This is a genomic window from Streptomyces sp. NPDC089919, from assembly GCF_040684615.1.
GTDB lineage: Bacteria > Actinomycetota > Actinomycetes > Streptomycetales > Streptomycetaceae > Streptomyces.
Genome location: NZ_JBFBGK010000071.1, coordinates 30,903 through 45,948 on the forward strand (window position 1 = coordinate 30,903; position 15,046 = coordinate 45,948).

The window sequence follows — 15,046 nt, forward strand, 5'->3', positions numbered from 1 at the left end:
CTCCGCGGGCCGTCCGCGTCCCCGGGCGCGACCGGGCGCGGGTACGGCACGCGGCCACCCCATCCGGTCGTGGCGGCCGGGTGGGCGCGGTCAGTCGGTCGGCCAGACCGGCAGCGGCCGGACCGCCTCGCGCAGCGCGGCCGCCAGGGCGCCGAACTCCTCCTGCCGGGCGCTGCCGGTGCGCATCGCCAGGGCGATCCGGCGCATCGGCGCGGGCTCGGCGAAGTAGCCGGTGGCCAGGTGTTCGTTCCGGGTGGTCTCCAGCCGCAGCGCGGTGCGCGGCAACAGCGTCACCCCCAGTCCCCCGGCGACCAGTTGTACGAGGGTGGAGAGGCCGGCCGCGGTGGTGGTGACGTCCGCCCCCTCGGTGCGGCCGGCCTCCCGGCAGATGTCCAGGGCCTGGTCACGCAGGCAGTGGCCCTCGTCCAGCAGCAGCAGGTGCAGCTCCCGCAGCTCCTCGCGGGGGATGTCCCGGCGCCCGGCGAGCGGGTGGTCGCGCGGCGCGACCAGGACGAAGTCCTCCTCGAAGACGGGGAGTTCGGTCACCCCGGGGACGCCCAGCGGGACCGCGAGCAGCAGCAGGTCCAGCCGGCCGACCGCCAGCCCGTCCAGCAGCGAGGAGGTCTGCTCCTCGTGGACCTGGAGGTCGAGCCGCGGGAAGCGCCGGTGGATCAGCGAGAGCACGGTCGGCAGCAGGTACGGCGCCACGGTCGGGATCACCCCCAGCCGCAGGAGGCCCGTGAAGGGCGCGCGGACCGCCTCCGCCTCCTCGGTGAGCGCCCCGACCGCGTCCAGTACGGCCCGGGCCCGGGCGGCGATCCGCTCGCCGGCCGGCGAGAGCAGCACCTTGCGGGTGGTGCGCTCCAGCAGCCGCACCCCCAGCGCCTCCTCCAGTGCGGAGACCGCGCCGGAGAGGGCCGGCTGGCTCATTCCGATCGCCGCGGCGGCGTCGCGGAAGTGCAGGTGCTCCGCCACCGCCGCGAAGGCGCGCAGCTGCGCCAGGGTCGGCTGCTTCTGTCCCTTATTACCCACGGCCACTGATAGGTACCTCCGATCACAGGGAACGAGCTTAGCTATTTCCGCAATCAATGCTGGCTGTGCCAGCATGTGAGACAGTCCAACCCCTCAGGAAAGCCCCCAAAAGGGTTCCTTTCCACAGCTCCAGGAGTATCTGTGCTCACTGTCGGTGACAAGTTCCCCACCTACGATCTGACCGCCTGCGTCTCCCTCGAGGCCGGCAAGGAGTTCGCGCAGATCGACCACAAGACCTACGAGGGCAAGTGGCGCGTGGTGTTCTTCTGGCCGAAGGACTTCACCTTCGTCTGCCCGACCGAGATCGCCGCCTTCGGCAAGCTCAACGACGAGTTCCTGGACCGCGACGCCCAGATCCTCGGCGTCTCCGGCGACTCCGAGTTCGTCCACCACGCCTGGCGCAAGGACCACGCCGACCTGCGTGACCTGCCCTTCCCGATGCTGGCCGACTCCAAGCACGAGCTGATGAAGGACTGCGGCGTGCAGGGCGCCGACGGCTTCGCGCAGCGCGCCGTCTTCATCGTCGACCAGAACAACGAGATCCAGTTCTCGATGGTGACCGCCGGTTCCGTGGGCCGTAACCCCAAGGAGGTCCTGCGGGTCCTCGACGCCCTGCAGACCGACGAGCTGTGCCCCTGCAACTGGACCAAGGGCGAGGACACCCTGGACGCCGGCGCCCTCCTGGCCGGTGAGTGAGCATGGCGCTCGATGAGCTCAAGTCCGCCATACCGGACTTCGCCAAGGACCTGAAGCTGAACCTCGGCTCGGTCATCGGCAACCAGGACCTGCTCACCGAGCAGCAGCTCTGGGGCGCGGTGCTGTCCTGCGCCATCGCCGCCCGCTCCCCGCGGGTGCTGCGCGAGCTGGAGCCGGAGGCCAAGGCGAAGCTGTCGCCCGAAGCCTACGCCGCCGCCAAGTCCGCCGCCGCGATCATGGCGATGAACAACGTCTTCTACCGCACCCGCCACCTGCTCTCCGACCCGGAGTACGGCACGATGCGGGCCGGTCTGCGGATGAACGTCATCGGCAACCCGGGCGTGGAGAAGGTCGACTTCGAGCTCTGGTCCCTCGCAGTCTCCGCGATCAACGGCTGCGGCCAGTGCCTCGACTCGCACGAGCAGGTGCTGCGCAAGGCGGGCGTGGACCGCGAGACGGTCCAGGAGGCCGTCAAGGTCGCCTCGGTGATCCAGGCCGTCGGCGTCACCCTCGACGCGGAGGCCGTACTCGCCGAGTAGTGCCCCGCACCGGACGTGAACCCCCGGCCCGCCTCCGCGGGCCGGGGGTTCCGCCGTTCCCGGCTACTTCTTCCGCAGGCCGGCCATCAGGGAGCGCAGGTCCTCGATCATCGCTGCCTGCAGGGCGGTGGTGTCGATGCTGTCGGCCGGGTGCTCCTCCTGGGGCTCCTTGTCGCCGTTCCAGGACCAGTTCACGCTCGCCCGCACGGTGAAGACCGCGCCGCCGTCGACCACCCGCAGCTCGGGGTTGCCCTCGTCGGAGCCGGTCAGCATGACCGCGTACTCCCCCAGGCCCGGGACCTCCTCCCGCTTCATCGGCTCACCGGCGCCCCAGAAGCTGCGGTCCGCGTCCGCGTCCAGCTCCGGCCGCGGATCCGTCTCCTTGTGCACGGCGAGGGTGAAGTCGTACTCGTACGCCGCGAACCAGCCCTTGGTCTCCTTGCCCTGCGCCTGCCCGACGCAGGAGTACCAGTCCACGGCGGGGTGCTGCACGTCGAAGTGGTTGGTGCCGTCCATCGGGCGCCCGAAGGCCCGCAGCAGCGCCGCGGCCTTGACCTCCTCGCAGAGGTCCCCCGGGACCCGGTACGCCAGCGGCGGCTTGCCCTCGTCCCGGCCGTAGCCGGTCGCGTAGAGGGCGCCGGCCCAGCCGGCCGAGGCCAGCACCGCGCCGGCCAGCGCCCACACCCAGGGGCCCCGCGGGCGCCGCGGCCGGGCCGCGGGCGGCGGGTCCGCGGGGTCCTCGTACCGGAGCGGGCGCTCGCCCGCCGGCGGCTCGAAGTCGTCGAGCTCAGGCTCGGATATCACCGTTCGGTTCCCCCTGACCGGCCGGAGCCGCGGCCACCGCCGTGGCGCCGTGCGGGCCCGGTCCGATCCGCAGCTCGTGCTCCCGGGAGTACGCCCGCAGGTAGACCACCACCGTGTTGGTGACCGCCACCAGCGGGACCGCGACCACCGCGCCCCCGATCCCGGCGATCATCCCACCCGCGGCCACCGAGAGCACAACGGCCAGCGGGTGCACCCGTACCGCCCGGCCCAGGATGAACGGCTGGAGGACGTGGCCCTCGATCTGCTGCACGGCCAGTACGACGATCAGTACGGCCAGCGCGGTGCCGGGGCCCTGGGTCACCAGCGCCACCACCACCGCCAGCGCGCCCGAGACCACCGCGCCCACCAGCGGGATGAAGGCGAACAGGAAGATGAACACGGCCAGCGGGACGGCCATCGGCACGTCCAGGAAGTAGATGCCCAGGCCGATGAAGATGGCGTCGATCAGGGCGACGATGACCGTGCCGCGGACGTAGGCGGTCAGCGTGCGCCAGGCGCGGGGGCCGGCGCCGGCCACCCCGGGGCGGGCGATGGCCGGCATCAGGCCGAGGGTCCACTCCCAGATCTTCTTGCCGTCGTAGAGCAGGAAGAGGGTGGAGAACATCATCAGCAGGATGCCGGTCAGCACCTCCACCATCACCGTCACACCCTGGAGCCCGGCCGAGGTGATCTCGTCGGTGTTGGTGGTGATGGTCTGCTGGAGGTTCTTCGCGATGTCGTTGATCTGCTTCTCGGTGACGTGGAAGGGACTGTCCAGCGCCCACCGCTTCAGCTCGTCGATGCCGTCCCGGACCCGGTCGGAGAGGTCGTCCAGGTTCTCCATGACCTGCCAGACCACGAACCAGCCCACCAGCCCCAGGATCACGAAGCCGGAGACGGCGGTGATCGCGGTGGCCAGCCCCCGGGGCACCCCGAGCCGCCGCAGCCGGACGACGAAGGGCTGGAGCAGCGCGGTCACCAGCAGCGCGGCGGTGAAGGCGAGCACCACCAGCCGGACTTCGCTGATCACCCGCATCACGACCCAGAGCATCGCGGCCACCAGCAGCAGCCGCCAGCTCGCCTCGGCGGCCACCCGCACGCCCCAGGGCACCACGCTGGCCGGCTCGGGCCGGGGACCCTGCGGGTGGGGGGCGGCGTCCGGCGGCGGGGCGGCGGGTGCCGGAGCCGGCTCGGGCTGCGCGGTCTCGGCCTCCACCTCGGCCCGGCGTTCGTCGAGCACCGCCTCGACCCGGTCCAGACCGTGGCCGAGCCGGCGGAGCCAGCCAGGCTTCTTCGACATCTCGTTCCCTTCCCCCACCCGGACGCGCACTCGCTCGACCGTACACGCGAAAGGCCCCGCACCGAAGGACGGTGCGGGGCTTCGCCGAGCAGGGGTGGGCGCTCCCTCGAGGAGGTCGGCGCCGGGCCGGCCTAGTAGTAGTGGTTGGCCTGCCAGAAGCTCCACGCGTCGCACGGGCTGCCGTAGCGGACGTTCATGTAGTTCAGGCCCCACTTGATCTGCGTCGCGGGGTTGGTGCGCCAGTCGGCACCGGCCGAGGACATCTTGGAACCCGGAAGCGCCTGGACGAGGCCGTAGGCACCCGAGCTGGCGTTGACCGCGCGGTAGTTCCAGGTGGACTCGTGGTTCACGATGTTGCTGAAGCACTGGAACTGGCCGGCGCCGACGATCTGGCGGGCCATCGCCTTGACCTCGGAGACCGAGTACGAGCTCTGCGGCGTGAAGGAGTCGGGGTCGCGGGTGGCGGAGCGGCTGGCCACTTCCTTGGCCTCGCGCTCGGCCTTGGCCTTGGCCTCGGCGGCTTCCTTCTTCGCCTTGGCGTCCTTGGCGGCCTGGAGGCGCGCGGTCTCCTCGGCGGACTTCTTCGCGTCCGCGTCGGCCGCGGAGGCGAGGGCGTCGGCCTGCTGCGTCACGGACGCGGTCTGGACCTGGGCCTGCTCGCCGACCGGGATGTCAGTGAGGAGAGTCGTCCCGGCGGCGGTCGTCTCGAGGTCGTTCGAGGCGCCCGGGTCGCCGGCGGCGACGCCGACGACTGCACCGACGGTGGTGACCGCGGTGGCCGAGGCCACTGCGAATCCCCGGACCGAGATCCGGCTCACACGGTTTCCTTCCAGCAGCGCTCACGGGTGACCGGGCGAACGCAAGAGTGCCCCTGGCGCTGACCTCCACTTGCCATCGGTCACTTGGAGGTGCGGGCCCGTGGACAACTCCCCTGAGAGGAGTGCCGCGTGGTGCTTCCGGGCGGCATACGGCGTCGTCTGTGGAGTTAGCGGTACTGCGTGTGCGCCTCGGTGGAGGTACACGTGTGCCGTATGCGGGGCCTGACGGAAGCAAGACTCTGCCGGAGGTTGACGCCGCAAGGCAATTCTCCGTTGCGTGTGAAAGCTCACACCGCTTACGGGGTCGTAGGTTTGGGAAATCCCCTGTGCGGCACGACGCCGCCCGGCTAGGCTCCTCTGCCTTGCCGGGCGGCGCCAACTCGACTGTCCGCTTTACCCCTTTGCGGTCAGATCGTCTCCAGCATCTCCGTCACCAGGGCCGCGATCGGCGACCGCTCCGAGCGGTTGAGGGTGATGTGCGCGAAGAGCGGATGCCCCTTCAACTTCTCGACCACCGCGACGACTCCGTCGTACCGGCCCACGCGCAGATTGTCCCGCTGTGCCACGTCATGGGTGAGTACGACCCGGGAGTTCGCCCCGATCCGGGACAGGACCGTCAGGAGGACGTTCCGCTCCAGGGACTGCGCCTCGTCCACGATCACGAAGGCGTCGTGCAGCGAGCGGCCCCGGATGTGGGTGAGCGGCAGCACCTCGAGCATCCCGCGCTGGAGCACTTCCTCGATCACCTCGCGCCCGGCCACCGCCGAGAGCGTGTCGAAGACCGCCTGCGCCCAGGGGCTCATCTTCTCGGCCTCGGAGCCCGGCAGGTAGCCCAGCTCCTGCCCGCCCACCGCGTACAGCGGCCGGAAGACCATCACCTTCTGGTGCTGGCGGCGCTCCAGGACGGCCTCCAGGCCGGCGCACAGCGCCAGCGCGGACTTGCCGGTACCGGCCCGGCCGCCCATCGAGATGATCCCGACCTCCGGGTCGAGGAGCAGGTCCAGGGCGATCCGCTGCTCCGCGCTGCGGCCGTGGATGCCGAAGGCCTCCCGGTCGCCGCGGACCAGTTTCACCTGGCCGTCCGCGGTGACGCGGCCCAGGGCCTTGCCCCGCTCGGACTGGAGGACCAGTCCGGTGTGCACCGGCAGTTCGGCGGCCTCCGGGACGTACAGCCGCTCCTCGGAGAAGAGGAGGTCGACCTGTTCGCCGGAGAGCGCGAGCTCGCTCATGCCGGTCCAGCCCGCGTCGGTGATGGCGAGCTCGGCGCGGTACTCCTCGGCGAGCAGCCCCACCGACGAGGCCTTGATGCGCAGCGGAAGGTCCTTCGACACGACCGTGACGTCGTATCCCTCGGCCTGCAGGTTGCGGGCGACCGCGAGGATCCGCGAGTCGTTGTCCCCCAGCCTGAAGCCCGCGGGCAGTACGCCCGGATCGGAGTGGTTGAGCTCGACACGGAGCGAGCCGCCGAGGTCACCGAGCGGGATGGGGGCGTCGAGGCGGCCGTACCGGACCCGGAAGTCGTCCAGCAGGCGCAGCGCCTGCCGGGCGAAGTAGCCGAGTTCGGGGTGGTGCCTCTTGGCCTCCAGCTCCGTGATCACCACGATGGGGAGCACGACCTCGTGCTCCTCGAAGCGGTTGAAGGCGTGCGGATCGGCCAGCAGGACGCTGGTGTCGAGAACGTAGGTGCGCCTGTCGGGCGTGCGGCGCTTTGTGCTGGTCACCACGGAAGGACGTACCCCCTCGAGTGAGGTCGGGCCATGAAGACCGGACCGGTCATCGGCCGCAATGCCAGGGCCGAGTACCGGCCCTCCGCTTCGTACGTGCGGTCCGCACGCGCGTCCTGGTGCAAAGGGCCTCCCGGGCGAACGGCGGGGTGCCGTCCGCTGAGGACTCGACACCCGTGGATCGGGCGTCGACCTGCCAGGAATATTCCCTCGAACACCCTCGGCCATGCCATGGCATATGACGGACGCGGAGTGAAGTCCTGGTGAAGGCCTCAGGGGGAAAGGGCAGGTGACCGGCGTGGCGCCGGGCCGGAACCCGTCAGGTGCCGTACCGCCGGTGCCGGGCCGCGTAGTCGCGCAGCGCGCGCAGGAAGTCGACCTTGCGGAAGGCCGGCCAGAAGACTTCGCAGAAGTAGTACTCGGAGTGGGCGCTCTGCCACAGCATGAAGCCGGAGAGGCGCTGCTCGCCACTGGTGCGGATCACCAGGTCCGGGTCGGGCTGGCCGCGCGTGTAGAGGTGCTCGGAGATGTGGTCGATGGTGATGACCTCGGCCAGCTCCTCGACGGAGGTGCCCTTCTGGGAGTGCTCCAGGAGCAGCGAGCGGACCGCGTCCGCGATCTCCTGCCGGCCGCCGTAACCGACCGCGACGTTGACGAGTATGCCGTCGACGGTGCGGGTGTCCTCCATGGCCTCCTTGAGCACGGACTGCGTGCCGGAGGGGAGGATGTCGAGGTTGCCGACGTGGTGGACCCGCCAGCGGCCGTCCGCGGCCAGGCCCCGGACGGTGTTCTCGATGATGTTCAGCAGGGGGCGGAGTTCCACCTCGGGGCGGTCGAGGTTGTCCGTGGAGAGCATCCAGAGCGTGACGACCTCGACGTCGGTCTCCTCGCACCAGCCCAGGAGCTCGGAGATCTTGTCCGCACCCGCCTGGTGGCCCTGCTCCGGACTGCCGCCGTAGGCCTTGGCCCAGCGCCGGTTGCCGTCGAGGATGACGCCGATGTGCTTGGGCACCGCAGCGTGATCCAGGCGGCCTTCCACTCGGCGTGCGTAGAGCCCGTACACCAGGTCGCGCAGATTCACGTTCTTCCAGCCCCTCCGTGCTTTGCCCCCGTGCGAATCGCTGTCCCCCGACTGCGCCACATTACTGCGCGTACGGACGGGCGGCCCAACCCGGGACGTCACAAGTCCGTGATAGGGAGGACAACGTGACTGATAACAATCCCTATCGGGCGCAGGCCTCCCGCTACGACTCCATGGAGTACCGGCGCACCGGCCGCAGCGGCCTCAAGCTCCCCGCCATCTCCCTCGGCCTCTGGCACAACTTCGGCGACGACCGGGCCCTGGAGTCCCAGCGCGCGATCCTGCGCCGGGCCTTCGACCTGGGCGTGACCCACTTCGACCTGGCGAACAACTACGGTCCGCCGCCCGGTTCGGCGGAGCTGAACTTCGGCAAGATCTTCGCCCAGGACTTCGCCGCCCACCGCCACGAGCTGGTGGTCTCCACCAAGGCCGGGTACTTCATGCACCCCGGCCCATACGGCGAGTGGGGCAGCCGCAAGTACCTGCTGAACTCCCTCGACGCCTCGCTGGAGCGGATGGGCCTGGACCACGTCGACATCTTCTACTCGCACCGCTTCGACCCGGAGACCCCGCTCGAGGAGACCATGGGCGCGCTGGCCTCCGCGGTCCAGCAGGGCAAGGCGCTCTACGTCGGCGTCTCCTCCTATACAGCCGAGCAGACCCGCGAGGCGGCCCGGATCCTGGGCGAGATGGGCGTCCGGGCGCTGATCCACCAGCCCTCCTACTCCATGATCAACCGCTGGACGGAGGAGGACGGCCTGCTCGACACCCTCGAGGAGGCGGGCATGGGCTGCATCTCCTTCGCGCCGCTGGCCCAGGGCATGCTGACCGGCAAGTACCTCAAGGGCATCCCGGCCGGCTCCCGCGCCACCCAGGGCAAGTCCCTCGACCCGGACCTGCTCTCCGACGAGGTCACCCGCCGCCTGAACGGCCTCAACGACATCGCCGCCCGCCGCGGCCAGTCGCTGGCCCAGCTGGCGCTGAACTGGGTGCTGCGGGACGAGCGGATGACCTCGGCGCTGATCGGTGCGTCCAGCGTCCCGCAGCTCGAGGAGAACATCGCCGCGCTGAGCGGCGCCGCGCTGTCCGAGGAGGAACTGAAGGAGATCGACTCGTACGCGGTCTCGACGCCGGGGACGAACATCTGGGCCCAGCGCGGCTGAGCCGGTCCGGGGGCCCTCCCCTGCTCCCGCTGCCCTCGGCCGCTGAGCTGCGGTTTCCCGGGACACGGCGGGACGGTGGCGGGGGCCCGGCGGCCCGCGGCACCGGAAAAGAAAAAACGGGCCGGTCCGTGGGGGGGATACGGACCGGCCCGAGGGGGGGGTTCCACCATAACCCTTCGTAAAGCGTCCTGCGTGCACCGGCGCGCCACGACTACGCTCCGAGACCGCCCAGGAACAGCGCGGTGAAGGCCCCGGCGGCCATGAAGGGACCGAAGGGCAGCGCGGTCCGGCGGCCCGCCCGGCCGCGCAGGACAAGGGCGAGGCCGTACAGGGCGCCGTAGAGGAAGCCGAGGAAGGCCCCGGCGAGCAGTACCCCCCACCCGTACCACCCAAGAGCGACCCCCAGCGGGAGCGCCAGCTTGACGTCCCCGAAGCCCATGCCCTCCGGGTGGACCAGGAACAGCGTCAGGTACCCCGCTCCGAGGAGGAGGCCGCCCAGCAGCGCGCCCCGCCACGACCCGGCGGCCCCGGGCAGCAGCGCGGCGGCGCCCAGCAGGGCCACGGCCGCGGCGCCGAGCGGCAGGGTCAGGACGTCCGGCAGCCGGTGCACGGCCCGGTCCACCAGCGCCAGCAGCACCGCGCAGGGGGCCAGCAGCGCCCAGACGGCGGCCTCGGGCACGGCCCCGGCGGCCCCGGCGAGCAGGGCGCAGACGACGGCGGTCAGGACGGCGGTGCGGCGGGGGCCCGGGCCGTAGGGGCGGCCCTGGCAGCGGGCGGTGCCGAACCAGCCGGGCAGGGGGTGGCCCTGCGGGCAGTCCGACCGCCACGGCTCGCCCGGCTCCACCGCCAGCCGGTAGGCCATCCGGGGAAGCAGCCGGCCGGCCCCGGCGCCGTAGCCCGCGGCCGGCGCGGCGGCGAGGAGAGAGTCCAGCAGTCTTCCGCTCACCCCCCGACCCTAGGGATGCTGACGGGGCACGGTCATGGGCCCGGGGGCCCACCGGTCCTCGCGGGGCCGCTGGGGCGAGGGTGGCGGGACGAGGAGGGGTCGATGGGGCGGAAGTGGCAGGACGGGGCGGGGACGCTGGGCGCGCCGGCGGGCGAGGTGCCGCTGGAGGTCGCGGCCTCCTACCGGGCGCGGACGCGGGGGCTGCTGGGGCGGTCGGGGATCGAGGGGGCGCTGCTGCTGACGCCGGCGGGGAGCGTGCACACCTTCCGGATGCGCTTCCCCATCGACGTGGCGTACCTGGACGGGAGCCTGCGGGTGCTGGCCGTCCGGACGATGCCGCCCGGCCGGCTCGGCCTGCCGCGCCTCCGCTCCCGGCACGTCCTCGAGGCCGAGGCGGGCCGCCTCACCGCCTGGGGCCTCCGGCGGGGCACGGTGGTGACGATCACCCGCTAGCGGAGCGGGTCGGGCGGCCGGCGGGGCCGGTGGGGCGGTGTGGGGGAGGGGGCGGGCACGGTAAGTTGGCGCGGTTGGGTCGGGCGGCGTGCGGGGAGTGGTCATGACGGGCAACGCGCAGGTCGACGCGCTGGAGCGGATCATGCCCGCCACCCACGGCGCCGACGAGGAGATCGACTGGCGGGCCGCCGAGGCCACCTGGGGCACCCGCTTCCCGGCCGACTACGTCGCCTTCATGCACCGCTTCGGCGCCGGCGGCATCAACGGCGAGGCCAACATCCTGCTGCCGCTCGCCAAGCAGGGCCCCCAGTGGGACCCGGACCAGATGGCCGAGGAGACCGCCAACGCCCGCACCGCCTGGTCCGCGGTCGGCGGCCGGGCCGCCTTCGAGTCGGCGCCCGAGCACATCCTCGCCTGGGGCGTCACCGCGGGCGCGGACATACTGTGCTGGCACACCGAGGACCCGGACCCGGACCGCTGGCCGGTCCTGGTGTGCGGCCGGCACACCGCCGAGGAGTTCGCCCTCTATCCGTACGGCATGGCCGAGTTCCTGCGCCGCCTCTTCGCCGACGAATTCGACGTCAATCCCGTCAGTCTCGTCTTCTGGGACAGCGAACGCCCGCAGTCCTTCGTGAACTGGCGCGAGGCGCAGCGCCGCTGGCTGGCCGGGCTGAATCCGGAGACCGGCGAACCCGACCCGTACGCCGGCGCCCAGGGCTGACCCTCGACGCCCTCGTTCCCGGCCGTTCTCACCTGCTGGACGGTCTACGCGCGTCGGGAATGCCGATCACATATCGGAAAACACCAGCCGCAATTCCGGTGGTTGGAGCATTGCCCACACCTGCCGCCCAAAAGCAGCCATCCCCTGATTCCCGGGAGAGAATTCCGGCGCAACGGGCCACCGCGGGACACGGCAACCCTGAGCGACACAGAGCTGCCCAAAAGCAGCCTCCGAACCGGAAAGAAATTCAGGGGACATCGACCGTGCGACGAAGATTCTTCGGCGCCGCCGTGACGGCGGCGGCCCTCGGCCTGCTCGGCACGACACTCACCGGCTGCGGCACGTCCGCCGGATCCGGGGACGGTGGCGACACCCTCCGGCTCGTCGCCGCCGAATACGGCGACACCCCGGCCACCAGCGCCAAGGCGTACTGGGACAAGATCACCGCCGCGTACCACGCGCAGCACCCGGACACCACCGTCCAGGTCACCCTGCTGCCCTGGACCGACGTGGACCGCGAGGTCACCAAGATGGTCAAGGACGGCCACGCGCCGGACATGGCGCTGATGGGCGCGTACTCGGACTTCGCCGTGCAGGGCGAGCTCTACGACGCCAGCGAGCTGCTGTCGGTGTCCGCCGAGGCGAACTTCCTGCCCCCGCTGGCCGAGGCCGGCTCGATCGGCAGCACGATGTACGGCCTGCCGTTCGTGGCCAGCAGCCGGCTGCTCTTCTACAACAAGAAGCTGTTCGCGAAGGCCGGCATCGAGCCGCCGAAGACCTGGTCCGAGCTCAAGACCGCGGCCAAGGCGCTCAAGCGCGAGGGCGTGCCGGTCCCGTACGCGCTGCCGCTGGGCCCCGAGGAGGCCCACGCCGAGTCCATGATCTGGGAGCTGGCCAACGGCGGTGGCTGGGCGGACAGCAGCGGCGGCTACAGCATCGCCTCCGAGCCCAACATCCAGACCTTCCGCTGGCTGCGCGACAACCTGGTCACCCCCGGTCTGACCGGCCCCCGGCCGCCCGCCTCGGTCAACCGGCAGGACGCCTTCGACGCGTTCCTGCGCGGCGAGGTCGGCATGCTCAACGGCTACCCCTCGCTCTCCCACGAGGCCGGCCGCCGCGGCATCCAGGTGGGCAGCGTCCCGATGCCGGTCGCCGACTGGGTGGCCTCCTCCGGCGAGACCCCGCCGACGATGGGCGTCGCCGACTGGATGATGGCCTTCAAGAAGAACGGCAACGGCGAACGCATCGGCAGCTTCCTCGACTTCGTCTACGAGGACGCGAACCTCAGTGAGTTCGCCCGGCGTTACGACCTGCTGCCCTCCACCACCAGCGCCACCTCCGCCTCGAAGCTGGCCGGGGCCGACAGCACGGACGCGCAGTTCCTGACCGCGCTACGGGGCGCCCAGCTCTACCCGGTGAACTCACCGTCCTGGCTGGCGGTCAGCGACACCATCAAGCGCAACATCGGCCGTGCCGTGGCACCGGACGCCGACCCGAAGGCCGTCCTCGAGGACATCGCCGAGAAGGCCCGCGCAGCCTCCCGCGGCTGACCGGCCCGCCCCGCAGCACACCGGCCGGCCGCGGCGTCGACCCGATGCCCCCGGCCCCGCCCGCCCCGCGCCCACAAGGCGCCCGCGGGCACCCCCCTCCTCCCGCTACCGCGCGCCCTGGAGCGCGTCCCGCAGCTGTGTGCAGCTCGCGTCCCAGTGCAGCGTGCCGCGGACGGTGACCGTGCCGCCCGCCGGGCCGGTCCGGGTGACCGCCCAACGCACCTGGTACTTCCCCGAGTCGCAGGCGATCCGCTTGCCGGCGGCGTGGGTCTCGCGCAGGGTGTGGTGCCGGCCCGCCCGGGCCTCGTGGAACTGCGCGACCGGGGCCCGCCGGTCCCCCTCCGGGACGATCTCCGCGTCGAGGGTGACGTCGTGCTTGCCCTTCTGGGTGGTGAGCTGCTTGCCCAGCAGCCGGCCGCTGTAGACCTTGTACGCGAACTCGAACCGCGGCGCGTAGGCCATGGTGGCCGGGTCCATCGTCTCGGCGCCCCACTCGCCCTGCGGCTTGTTCTTGTAGACCAGCCCGGGGTGGAAGCGGAACTGCCCCTCCAGCCGCTGGTGGCCGTCCTCGCTCAGCACCGAGCGCATCGACTTGTCACCGCCCGAGGGGTCCTGGGTGTACGGGTCCGGCGGCGCGGCCGTGGCCGTCCCGGCCGAGGTGCCGGCCGCGGCGAGCAGGGCCGTGGCGGCGGCGGTGGTCAGCAGGGCGAGGCGCAGGCGCGAGGGAGCCGTCATACCCGGGACAACGGCCCGTCGCCCGGGCCGGAACTGCACCTCCGCCGCATTCACCCGTTCGGCCGCGCAGGGTCCGGATCCGGACATTCCCGTTCCGTGGCGGCCCCGGACGGAACTCCCCCCGGCGCACCGCCCGTTCCGGATGTACGGTCCACGCAAGGGCGGCGGCACCTCATCGGGCGACAGGGGTTCAGGGCATGAGCACGGCAGTACGGGGCACGGTGGCGGTGGGCTGGGAGCCGGTACGCGACGAACTCGCGGCCTTCGTCGCGGGCGAGGCCCACTCCCCCGAGGCGCAGCTGGTGGTCCACCACCACGGCCGCCGGGTGGTGGACCTCTGGTCGGGCGAGCACACCGACGGCGACACCCTCGGCTCCGTCTACTCGGTCACCAAGGGCGCCGCACACCTGGTGGTCGCCCTGCTGGTGCAGGACGGCGTACTGGACCTGGACCGCACGGTCACGTCCTACTGGCCGGAGTTCACCGGGCACGGCAAGGAGCGGCTGACGCTGCGCGGGCTGCTGGAGCACCGCTCCGGGCTGATCGGCGTACCGGACGGCTTCACCGTCGCGGAGCTCGCGGACGACCGGCTGCTGGCGGACCGGCTGGCGGGCGCGGCGCCGTACTGGGAACCCGGCACGCGCTACGGCTACCACGCCTACGTCATCGCCGCGTTGACCGGCGAGGTGGTCCGGCGGGCCACCGGGCGCACGGTCCAGGAGCTCTTCGAGGAGCGGGTCCGGGCGCCCTTCGGGCTGGACTTCCACCTGGGGCTGCCGGCGGAGCTGGAGGAGCGCTGGGCGCCGATCCTGCCGATGCTGCCGACCGAGGCCCAGCTCGCGCAGCGGGCCGCCGAGGGGCCGCCGGCCGAACTGATGCAGGTGGCCTTCAACTGGCACTGCGCCGTGCCGGTGGACTCGGTCGAGTTCGGCAACGACCCCCGGGTCCGGGCCCTCGGCCCCGGCTCCTCCGGCGGGGTGGGCACGGCCCGGGGCGTGGCCGGGATGTACGCGGCGATCCTGGACGGGCTGCTGGAGCCGGCGACGGCCGCGGTCTGGGGTGCCCTGGGGACGCCCGGCACGGACGCGGTGACCGGCGGGAAGGACGCCTTCGGGCTGGGCTTCGAGCGCCAGCCCGCGGCCGGGCCGGTGGCCTTCGGCCACAGCGGTGCGGCGGGGGCGAACGCCTTTGCGGACCCGGCCACCGGGGTCGCCTACGCCTACACCCGGCGGCGGTTCGCCTTCCCCGGCGGCGTGGCCCCCGAGAACGACCGCCTCACGGCCGCCGCCCTCCGCGCCGCCGCCCTCGCCTGACCGCTTCCCGGTACGCGTACCTCGGCCCTCTACGCCTCCCCAGGCCGTCCGTGGTGTGTGGGGGAGCCCCTTGACAGGGGGTGGCAGGCTGGTCCGGAGGCAGGCCCGGGCCTGGGATGCCCGAAGGGCACGGCGAAGCCGCGAAGTCCCAGGGGTGGGCCTGCCGCAGGG

Annotated in this window: 15 protein-coding genes; 7 read left to right on the forward strand and 8 right to left on the reverse strand. The window is 72.1% G+C overall.

Translation table 11 applies throughout. From position 1 onward, the window contains the following. Window positions 1-90: 90 nt before the first annotated feature. Window positions 91-1,038, reverse strand: a complete 948-nt coding sequence (locus AB0O40_RS25365; protein WP_365046015.1) for a LysR substrate-binding domain-containing protein — start codon at window positions 1,036-1,038, stop codon at window positions 91-93. A gap of 135 nt (window positions 1,039-1,173) precedes the next feature. On the opposite strand from AB0O40_RS25365, the gene AB0O40_RS25370 reads away from it, so the two are divergent. Beyond that, on the forward strand, window positions 1,174-1,728 hold the full coding sequence (locus tag AB0O40_RS25370) for a peroxiredoxin (RefSeq protein ID WP_365046018.1): 555 nt from the start codon (window positions 1,174-1,176) through the stop codon (window positions 1,726-1,728). A gap of 2 nt (window positions 1,729-1,730) precedes the next feature. Then, entirely contained in the window at window positions 1,731-2,267 is a 537-nt protein-coding gene (locus AB0O40_RS25375; RefSeq protein ID WP_365046021.1) for an alkyl hydroperoxide reductase, read from the forward strand. 63 nt (window positions 2,268-2,330) lie between these two features. On the opposite strand, the gene AB0O40_RS25380 is transcribed toward AB0O40_RS25375, so the two are convergent. The 5 genes from AB0O40_RS25380 to AB0O40_RS25400 all read right to left on the reverse strand — a co-directional run bounded on the left by AB0O40_RS25380 (window position 2,331) and on the right by AB0O40_RS25400 (window position 7,994). Continuing rightward, a complete protein-coding gene (locus tag AB0O40_RS25380) occupies window positions 2,331-3,071 on the reverse strand; it encodes a hypothetical protein (protein WP_365046024.1) in 741 nt (246 codons plus the stop codon). After that, the gene (locus tag AB0O40_RS25385; RefSeq protein ID WP_365046027.1) at window positions 3,055-4,371 is read right to left on the reverse strand and encodes an AI-2E family transporter; all 1,317 of its coding nucleotides are present in this window, start codon (window positions 4,369-4,371) and stop codon (window positions 3,055-3,057) included. The genes AB0O40_RS25380 and AB0O40_RS25385 overlap by 17 nt, the downstream gene beginning before the upstream one ends. 131 nt (window positions 4,372-4,502) lie before the next feature. Further along, entirely contained in the window at window positions 4,503-5,189 is a 687-nt protein-coding gene (locus tag AB0O40_RS25390; protein WP_365046030.1) for a transglycosylase SLT domain-containing protein, read from the reverse strand. Window positions 5,190-5,596: 407 nt separating this feature from the next. Beyond that, a complete protein-coding gene (locus AB0O40_RS25395) occupies window positions 5,597-6,913 on the reverse strand; it encodes a PhoH family protein (RefSeq protein ID WP_365046033.1) in 1,317 nt (438 codons plus the stop codon). A gap of 319 nt (window positions 6,914-7,232) precedes the next feature. Further along, window positions 7,233-7,994 (reverse strand): isoprenyl transferase, encoded by a 762-nt coding sequence (locus AB0O40_RS25400; RefSeq protein ID WP_365046036.1) that lies wholly within the window; start codon window positions 7,992-7,994, stop codon window positions 7,233-7,235. Window positions 7,995-8,119: 125 nt separating this feature from the next. On the opposite strand from AB0O40_RS25400, the gene mgrA reads away from it, so the two are divergent. Next, complete coding sequence (gene mgrA, locus AB0O40_RS25405) at window positions 8,120-9,157, forward strand: L-glyceraldehyde 3-phosphate reductase (RefSeq protein ID WP_365046039.1); 1,038 nt, start codon at window positions 8,120-8,122, stop codon at window positions 9,155-9,157. Between the two features lie 211 nt (window positions 9,158-9,368). On the opposite strand, the gene AB0O40_RS25410 is transcribed toward mgrA, so the two are convergent. Further along, on the reverse strand, window positions 9,369-10,088 hold the full coding sequence (locus tag AB0O40_RS25410) for an A24 family peptidase (protein WP_365046060.1): 720 nt from the start codon (window positions 10,086-10,088) through the stop codon (window positions 9,369-9,371). A 117-nt stretch (window positions 10,089-10,205) separates the two neighbouring features. On the opposite strand from AB0O40_RS25410, the gene AB0O40_RS25415 reads away from it, so the two are divergent. The 3 genes from AB0O40_RS25415 (at window position 10,206) to AB0O40_RS25425 (ending at window position 12,827) form a co-directional block, all read left to right on the forward strand. Beyond that, entirely contained in the window at window positions 10,206-10,556 is a 351-nt protein-coding gene (locus tag AB0O40_RS25415) for a DUF192 domain-containing protein (protein WP_365046042.1), read from the forward strand. Between the two features lie 103 nt (window positions 10,557-10,659). After that, window positions 10,660-11,277, forward strand: coding sequence for an SMI1/KNR4 family protein (locus tag AB0O40_RS25420; protein WP_365046045.1), 618 nt, complete (start codon window positions 10,660-10,662; stop codon window positions 11,275-11,277). Between the two features lie 263 nt (window positions 11,278-11,540). Then, window positions 11,541-12,827: an extracellular solute-binding protein gene (locus AB0O40_RS25425; RefSeq protein ID WP_365046048.1), complete on the forward strand. Its 1,287-nt coding sequence runs from the start codon at window positions 11,541-11,543 to the stop codon at window positions 12,825-12,827. Window positions 12,828-12,932: 105 nt separating this feature from the next. On the opposite strand, the gene AB0O40_RS25430 is transcribed toward AB0O40_RS25425, so the two are convergent. After that, the gene (locus tag AB0O40_RS25430; RefSeq protein ID WP_365046051.1) at window positions 12,933-13,562 is read right to left on the reverse strand and encodes a hypothetical protein; all 630 of its coding nucleotides are present in this window, start codon (window positions 13,560-13,562) and stop codon (window positions 12,933-12,935) included. A gap of 197 nt (window positions 13,563-13,759) precedes the next feature. On the opposite strand from AB0O40_RS25430, the gene AB0O40_RS25435 reads away from it, so the two are divergent. Next, window positions 13,760-14,875: a serine hydrolase domain-containing protein gene (locus tag AB0O40_RS25435; protein ID WP_365046054.1), complete on the forward strand. Its 1,116-nt coding sequence runs from the start codon at window positions 13,760-13,762 to the stop codon at window positions 14,873-14,875. The last annotated feature ends 171 nt before the right edge of the window (window positions 14,876-15,046 follow it).